Raw genomic sequence first — 6,000 nt, 5'->3', positions numbered from 1 at the left:
AAAGACGCTCGGCTGGAAGACACCTGCCGAAGCGTTCAACGAGCAGCTACAGTTGCATCAAAAGGCCGGTGTTGCAACGACCGGTTGAATCCGGTTCGTGAGCTGGCCGGTATCCGACCGATCACCGTCGTCGAGTGGGTCGGCTCGATGAAGACCCGGGGGCTCAGCGCGTCGCGGATCAGGCAGGCGTACCGGGTGTTCTCGCAGATCATGCGGGCGGCCGTCGACAACGAGATGATCGGGCAGACGCCGTGCAGGGGCGTGAAGTTACCTCGGATGCCGCAGACCGAACCGCACATTCTCACCCCGCTGGAAGCGTCACGGATCGTCCGGAGCGCGGCCAAGCCGCATGACCTGCTGATCTCCTTGCTCGCCTACGCGGGTCTGCGGGTTGGTGAGGCGTTCGCGCTGAGGCTGGCGGACATAGACGTATCCGGCGGCCTGGTAGTCGTTGACGAGAACCTGGCGGAAGCGAACGGCACCCTCGTCTTCGACACTCCCAAGTCCCATCAGAAACGAGTCCTGCGGATCGGACCCTCGCTCGCGTCGCGGATCGGCCAGCATCTGGAGACGCTGTCGGGTGGGGAGGACGCTCTCCTCTTCGTCACGCCCGGTGGCAAGCCTCTGCGCTACAACCAGTGGCGCAAGGCGTACTTCGACCCCGCCGTGGCAGCGGCCGGGCTGACCGACGTCACTCCGCATGATCTCCGTGCCTCGCACGGCACGTGGGTCGCCGACCGGTACGGCGTGATGACCGCCGCTCATCGGCTCGGCCACTCGAACGCGAGCGTCACTACCCGGCACTACGTCCGGCCTGTCGTCGGCCGTGACGAACAGGTTGCCGAAGCGGCGGATTCCTGGCTCAGTGGCAACGAAGACAATGACGACGGCTCCGCTGCGGTGCCTGCTCGGACGTGATCTAGAGTCCGTCTTCAAACGGATCTCGCCCAGAGCAGGAATCTCGCCAGACTGACCGCTGCCTCGTAAGAGGTGGCGGTCTTGTCGTATCTGGTCGCGATACCACGGAGCCTTTAGCCGGTTGAAACAGCGCTCGGCGACGTTGCGTCGGCGGCAGACCTGCCGGTCGAATGCCAGTGGCCGGACGCCGTCCGTTGCCGGTCTATGACGAGTTGACCGGCACCCACCCCTTCACCACCCACCCGACCACGAGCGGTGATCTTCCTGTTGTGCGTTACTCAGCCCTCGGTGGGGTAGGCGAGGAGCTCACGGTCCACCAGGACCAGGCCCTGGTACTCGTTTACCAATACTGGAGCGACGTCGAGCCCGGCGGGCCTGTCCTTGCCGGTCCGGGCGTCAAGGGCCACCGCGGTGGTCGACGAGGCGCGGGCGTAGATCCTGCCGTGCCAGGATGCTGTGACCTTGGGGGCGAAACGGCCGTCAGCCTGGCCGTCCTCCAGCCGCCAGAGTTCCTTGCCGCTGGTGGAGTCCAGGGCGACGAGAAGGCTCTGAGACCTGCAGACGAGAGTCTTGGCCTGGTCGAACGGGCAGCTCAAATTGTCAAGGCCCTTGGGCATGTCCGCCTGTACCTTGCCGGTGCCAGGCTTCAAGAGCCGGTCGAAGCGCGTGCCCTCGTCGCCGGCGTAGCCCCGCACCCGGACGAGGGACGGTCCGGCAGATTCGACGGTGGTGTCACCGATGTTCTTCTCTGTCCGCCACTTCTCCTTGCCGGTGGCCGGGTCGAGACCGACCAGCTGGTCGGGGCCGAATCCGTCGAGAATGTCGACGCCTACCGCGGCCTCCGCGGTGACGGCCCGCGTCCGAACGTTCTGTGCTGTCCACCGCACCTGGTGGGTACCGATATCGATACCGGCCGTCACCGCGTTGTAGCCAGTGTTCACGGTCACGATGACGTTGCCGCCCGCGAAGCCGACCACCTGAGCCTCGGGCGTAGAACTGTCCCCCTCTGCCCACGCTCGCGGGATTTTGAGCGATGTGCTCCACGCGGCCTTTCCTGTCTCGGGCGTGGTGGCGACGACCTCAAGCACCATCGAGGGCGACTGCGTTCCAACGCCGGGCTGTCTGGTGACGAACGTCGTCACGACCAGGGAGCCATCGGCCGACACGAGCGGCGCGGTCGCATCATCGTCCTCACCCAGGGCCTCCGCGCGCGGGCGCGCCACCGCCAACACCTTCCCGGTAGTCAGGTCCACGGTCTGCATCCGGTCGGCAGAGGCCACATACGCCGAGGTACGGTGCAGGGCCACCGCGAGGTCACGCACATCGCCCAACAGATTGGTTCGGCCCGCCGTCGCCTCCGGCGGCAGGGCCACCGCTCCCCGGGCCGTGAACGACTCCGGCGGATCGTGCGGAACGCGCTCCGGCTTCCCCTTTTCTACGGACCCCTTCGGGGAAGAACCCGACGGCACCCCGTCTGCCGGACCTCTGTCCGCCGGCGAACCGCAGGCCGACAAGCCAATGGCGAGAAGGGCAACAAGACAGAACCGCCGCGCGCGCATGAAGTCCCTTTCTACCCGCAGCGAGGCAACGCTGCCGCTGATGATCAAACCGCAGCATGCCACGCCCTTCACACGGTCGGATGCGAGTGCTCGGACACTGGCCGAAAGCTGACGGACGAGCCGCGTGCCCCGATAGCCGTGGCTGGGGTGTTCGCTGTGGGAGAGGTGCGCCGATCACGACAAGAGATCCGATCGGGTGCGGGGGCACGTAGCGGGCACGACGCCGAGGACGACGGCCTGAGCTGGCAGCGCACAAGCCTCTGAGCTGCGAAGGAGACCAAAACCTGCCCGCAGGGCAAAAGGTCTTGAAAACCGTCGTGGCGCGAGTCACCGTGGGTTCAAATCCCACACCCACCGCAGCAGGCGACGAAGGGGTGTCTCTCACCGGGAGGCACCCCTTCCGCGCGTCTCCCCCCGGCCCGGCGGGTCAGGCGCGGGTGGCGGTCCAGGGCTCGCTCTGCAGGAAGTACGTGTCGTACAGCTCCTGGACCTCCAGGAGGCTCTCCGGCGGGACCTTGCCGTAGGCGATGCGTTCGAGGTGGCGGAAGTACTCGAAGCGCTCGACGCCCGGGGTGATCACGATGAGGATGTCCGCGTTCTCGCCGGGAGCGGCGGCGAAGGCGTGCGGCACGTTCGGGGGGACGACGACGAGGTCGCCCCGGCCGGCGGTGACGACCTGGTCGCCGGAGAGGAGCTGGGCGGTGCCGTCCAGCAGGTAGAAGAGCTCGGCGGAGTTGGCGTGGCGGTGGGGGCCGGCACCGTCGGCGCCCTCGGTGAGGGTGACCCGCTGGGTGGAGAGCGCACCGCCGGTCGCGCTGCTGTCCGCCAGCAGGCGAATGGTGGTCGGGGCCTGCCCGATGACCTCGGCGTCGGCCTCGCGCACGACGTGGGACCGGTCGAAGTCCGGGTGGATGAGGGACATCTGCTCGCCTCCTGGGGCTGTGGAGTGCGGCCGTTCCTGGCCGGGGATCAGGCCGCGAAGAGAAGTGCGGCGGAGATCAGCACGACCGCCGCCGTGGCCGCGTGGATACCGAAGGCCACGGCTTTCGTGCCCCCGTTCCGGAGGACGATCACCGTGTCGCCCAGCGGCGTCAGGGCCACCACCACCATGAACCAGGCCGCGGCGTCGGCGTCGGAGAACGCCAGCAGCGCGAGGCCGATGAGGCCCGAGACGAGGTCGCGCAGCCCCTTGATGGTCAGGTAGGCGGAGTCGCCGTTCTCCTTGGCCGGTACGCCGTAGCCGGTGGCGGCGGCCCGGGGCTGGAGGAAGAAGCGGAGGCCGACGAAGATGATCATGAGGTTCAGTACGACGGCCAGGCCGTACGCGAGCGGTGTGAGCACGTCCATCTCCTTGCGGGCCTGCGGTGAGTGGGGCCCTCGGGGGAGGACGTGCCTCAGGATGCAGCGCCGGAAAAGGGCGAACAATCTCCGGCTTCACATGGTCTGATAACCCTGAAGTTATCGCTGGAGGTCTGGGGGACCCGGGTGGAGCTGCGGGACATCGAAATCTTCCTGACGCTGGCCGAGGAGCTGCACTTCGGCCGGACCGCGGACCGCCTGCACGTGTCGCAGGCGCGGGTGAGCCAGTCGATCGCCAAGCAGGAGCGGCGGATCGGTGCGCGGCTCTTCGCCCGCAGCAGCCGTCGGGTCGAACTCACCCCCATCGGCGCGCAGTTGCGCGAGGACCTCAGTGCGGGCTACCAGCGGATCATCGACGGCACCCGCTCGGCCACCACTGCCGCCCAGGGTGGCACGAGCACGCTGACCCTGGGGCTGTACGGGCCCCAGGCTCACGACTGCGCGCACATCATCGACCTCTTCCGCGCCCGGCACCCCGAGGTCGAACTCCGCATCCGGGAGGTCCACTTCACCGACCCCTTCGGCCCCCTCCGGGACGGCTCGGTCGAGGTGGCGACCGCCTGGCTGCCGGTCCGTGAGCCGGACCTCACGGTCGGCCCACTCGTCGTCACCGATCCTCTGCTCCTCATGGTCGCCACCGACCACCCCCTCGCGTCCCGTGAGGCGGTCGGCATGGAGGACCTGGCCGAATGGACCCTGCCGCACCCCGCGTTGCCCGTGCCCGAGTACTGGCTGCAGACGCTCGTCCCCACCCATACCCCCGGCGGCCGGCCCATCCGGCGCGGTCCGAAGGTCTCCACGTTCCAGGAGGTCGCCGCCGTGGTCGCGGCGGGCGAGGCGATCTGTCTGGTGCACGGTGATGCCGCCCGCTACTACCCCTGGCCCGGCCTCCGTTATCTCCGCCCGTACGACGCCCCGGAGGGAAGGTGGGTCCTCATCTGGCCCACGGCCGGGGAGACGGGGCTCGTCCGCGCGCTCGCGCGGGCGGCACGGGACGCCGGGCCCCGGAGGGGGTGACGGGGCGTCGGTCAGCGGCTCCGTCGCGGGTCGGTCAGGCGTGCGGCCGAGGCGATCGCGGCACGGGCCTCCTGCTCGGTGAGGCCCGTGCCGACCGCCGCGTCGGTGAGGGCGTCCGCGAGGTCGTCGCCGAAGCCGTGTTCGTACGCACGGCAGGCCGCCCAGAACAGCCGGGTGTTGCGCTGGCCCTCGTGCGCGGCGCGTACGAACTGGACCAGGCCCTGTCCCTGCCGGGCGGGCGAGGTCCGGCCGGCGGCGTGCCGGGGGCGCGGCGGAGGCGTGAGCAGGCGGAGGAGGGCGCGCGGGCAGGGCGCCGGTGCGAGGTGGGCGGTGCCGGGGGCGAGCCGGTATCTGCCGTGGGCCGTGACCGAGCCGGGGCCGACCAGGTAGCCGCCCGCTCCGCGTACGTCGATGCCGGGGGCGAGGCGGCCGGCGGAGTTGGGCACGGAGACACCGGACGGGCCCGTCAGCCAGAGGTGCCGGCCGCCGCTGGGGGTGAGGACGGTGACCGTTGCCGGGACGGTGAACAGGTGCTGGACCGCCAGGTGCCGGAGGGCGGCGACGGAGTCGTTGCCGTGGGTGGTGTCGATGTCGAGGTCGATGCCGATGAGACGGTGCGGCTCCCGCCCGCAGGCGATGCCGTATCCGGTGGCTCTGGGCGCCGCGGCGAAGAGCGCGCGGACGGCCGCCGGGTCGGTGGTGGCGTCGTGGACCCCGTGGCCGGGCAGTCCGCAGGCGCCGCGGCAGCGCACGGGAGGGTCCTCGTCATGGTGCGGTGAGCGCAGTGCGGGGAGCTTGGTGGCGGACAGCGGGAAGACGGGGAGCCCACGCTCGGCGGCGGAGAGCGCGTGGGCCAGGGCCAGGGTGGCGGTCTGCCGGTCGGTGGTGGCCATGGAGCCATTTTCGTACAAGCGTTCGAAGAAGGGAAGGGGGGTGAGTCCGCCCCCGGGGGGCCTCTCCTCGCCCGTGGGGTTCTCTCTCCTCGATCGGAGGTTTATCGGGCGTTCCTCATACCTGCGGGGGAATCGCGCGTCTTGGGTGGTTCGCCTGGGATGCGGTGGGCAGTTCTGCTCCCGCGACGTCGTGACCAGCACCGGGGTGGTCGGCCAACCGCCTCGGAACCCAGCCGTATCAAGCAGCGTTTCCG

Annotated in this window: 5 protein-coding genes and 1 pseudogene; 2 read left to right on the top strand and 4 right to left on the bottom strand. The window is 69.6% G+C overall.

All coding sequences use genetic code 11. The annotated features are described in order from the left end of the window. Window positions 1-96: 96 nt before the first annotated feature. Window positions 97-918, top strand: a pseudogene (locus ACIRD8_RS35295) (tyrosine-type recombinase/integrase); the annotation flags it as partial. 278 nt (window positions 919-1,196) lie between these two features. Here the strand turns inward: ACIRD8_RS35295 and ACIRD8_RS35290 are convergent. The 3 genes from ACIRD8_RS35290 to ACIRD8_RS35280 form a co-directional block, all read right to left on the bottom strand. Continuing rightward, on the bottom strand, window positions 1,197-2,549 hold the full coding sequence (locus tag ACIRD8_RS35290) for a PQQ-binding-like beta-propeller repeat protein (RefSeq protein ID WP_404001081.1): 1,353 nt from the start codon (window positions 2,547-2,549) through the stop codon (window positions 1,197-1,199). Between the two features lie 355 nt (window positions 2,550-2,904). Next, window positions 2,905-3,399 (bottom strand): cupin domain-containing protein, encoded by a 495-nt coding sequence (locus ACIRD8_RS35285; protein WP_404001079.1) that lies wholly within the window; start codon window positions 3,397-3,399, stop codon window positions 2,905-2,907. A gap of 47 nt (window positions 3,400-3,446) precedes the next feature. After that, entirely contained in the window at window positions 3,447-3,773 is a 327-nt protein-coding gene (locus ACIRD8_RS35280) for a DUF4267 domain-containing protein (RefSeq protein ID WP_404001086.1), read from the bottom strand. Between the two features lie 189 nt (window positions 3,774-3,962). Here ACIRD8_RS35280 and ACIRD8_RS35275 point away from each other — a divergent pair, with 189 nt between their 5' ends. Next, window positions 3,963-4,853: a LysR substrate-binding domain-containing protein gene (locus ACIRD8_RS35275; RefSeq protein ID WP_404001076.1), complete on the top strand. Its 891-nt coding sequence runs from the start codon at window positions 3,963-3,965 to the stop codon at window positions 4,851-4,853. An 11-nt stretch (window positions 4,854-4,864) separates the two neighbouring features. Here ACIRD8_RS35275 and ACIRD8_RS35270 read toward each other — a convergent pair whose 3' ends face one another. Further along, window positions 4,865-5,746 carry a bifunctional DNA primase/polymerase gene (locus tag ACIRD8_RS35270; protein WP_404001073.1) on the bottom strand — a complete coding sequence of 294 codons (882 nt, stop codon included), beginning with the start codon at window positions 5,744-5,746 and terminating at the stop codon, window positions 4,865-4,867. Between the last annotated feature and the right edge of the window lie 254 nt (window positions 5,747-6,000).

It is taken from the genome of Streptomyces sp. NPDC102451 (assembly GCF_044765485.1).
In the GTDB taxonomy this organism is placed as follows: domain Bacteria; phylum Actinomycetota; class Actinomycetes; order Streptomycetales; family Streptomycetaceae; genus Streptomyces.
Note: the sequence above shows the minus strand (reverse complement) of the source record. Positions and strands in the feature narration are given on the sequence as shown.

Excerpts from the sequence above, each read along its gene's own strand:
- ACIRD8_RS35285 (WP_404001079.1), bottom strand. The coding sequence starts at position 3,399 with ATGTCCCTCATCCACCCGGACTTCGACCGGTCCCACGTCGTGCGCGAG.
- ACIRD8_RS35280 (WP_404001086.1), bottom strand. The coding sequence starts at position 3,773 with ATGATCATCTTCGTCGGCCTCCGCTTCTTCCTCCAGCCCCGGGCCGCC.
- ACIRD8_RS35270 (WP_404001073.1), bottom strand. The coding sequence starts at position 5,746 with ATGGCCACCACCGACCGGCAGACCGCCACCCTGGCCCTGGCCCACGCG.